Source organism: Streptococcus downii (genome assembly GCF_004353325.1).
GTDB lineage: Bacteria > Bacillota > Bacilli > Lactobacillales > Streptococcaceae > Streptococcus > Streptococcus downii.
The window spans coordinates 4,864-5,761 of the sequence record NZ_MZNX01000010.1; the positions used below are offsets into that span (position 1 = coordinate 4,864).

The 898-nt window shown below is 34.0% G+C and carries 2 protein-coding genes; both read left to right on the plus strand.

Annotation, left to right across the window (positions count from 1 at the left end; translation table 11 throughout):
* Positions 1-525: TNT domain-containing protein (locus E2R31_RS09790; protein WP_341774712.1), on the plus strand; the 525-nt coding region annotated here is incomplete at its 5' end.
* A 37-nt stretch (positions 526-562) separates the two neighbouring features.
* On the plus strand, positions 563-847 hold the full coding sequence (locus E2R31_RS09795; protein ID WP_243701308.1) for an Imm59 family immunity protein: 285 nt from the start codon (positions 563-565) through the stop codon (positions 845-847).
* Positions 848-898: the final 51 nt, after the last annotated feature.

Sequence of the window (898 nt, forward strand, 5' to 3'; positions counted from 1 at the left end):
TCGGCAGATGATGGTTTCGATGGAAGAAAAATTCCTGTCAGATCACGAAGTTATGTGGATAGCGAAGGACATATTAAGTGGCCGGAAAAAGGTGATGGTTTTGTACTGGATAGTGCAGGGAATCCCATTACTCAACCTGCAAATTTAAAAGCAGGTGATATTATAGATCGTTATGGTCATCCATATGGAAAATTTACTAGTCCGGTGAGGGAGGAAGAGATTATCGCGTTTAACAAACGTGGTTTACCTTATCCAGAAGGCTACCAAGATTACCACCAATATAGAGTAATGCATGATTTGACAGAAGAAAATATAATAAATGCTTTTAAAACAGCTTCATCAGAAGTTAAAGAAAGCTTAATTGATGCAATGGAAAACCGGGGATTTTCTTTGTCAGATCTGGCTAATATTCAACAAGGAGAAATTGCAAAAGTCTTTGGAGCAGGTGGAGGAACTCAGATACAACTAGGGAATTCTTTGAAGTATTATGAAGATTTAGGTTTATTAAAAGAGGTGATAAAATGAATTCGGAACAAATTGAAAAATTCAAACAAGAAATAGAATGTATTATAAAAGAAAAAATTATATATCTTTACGGTATGTTCTTTTCGATGAAACAAATAGAACACCATTTGCTGTACATATATTTTACAAAGATGGTTTATTCATGGTGAATAGCAGAGATGAGAGAGCTTATGTAATTGGAAGAACATTTGAATTTGATAATTTTTCTGAGGCTGAAAAAAAATTCTTTAATGTATTGGACTTTATAGTACGTGAGGGTCGAAGGGACATATCTAACAGAGGAAGCTATATGTATTCCTCACCTTTGTGGGACAAACCATAATGATAAATTTAGAAAAGCAACGCAGTGAAATTTGATTTGAATTTTATCGAG

Excerpts from the sequence above, each read along its gene's own strand:
- E2R31_RS09795 (WP_243701308.1), top strand. The coding sequence starts at position 563 with ATGTATTATAAAAGAAAAAATTATATATCTTTACGGTATGTTCTTTTC.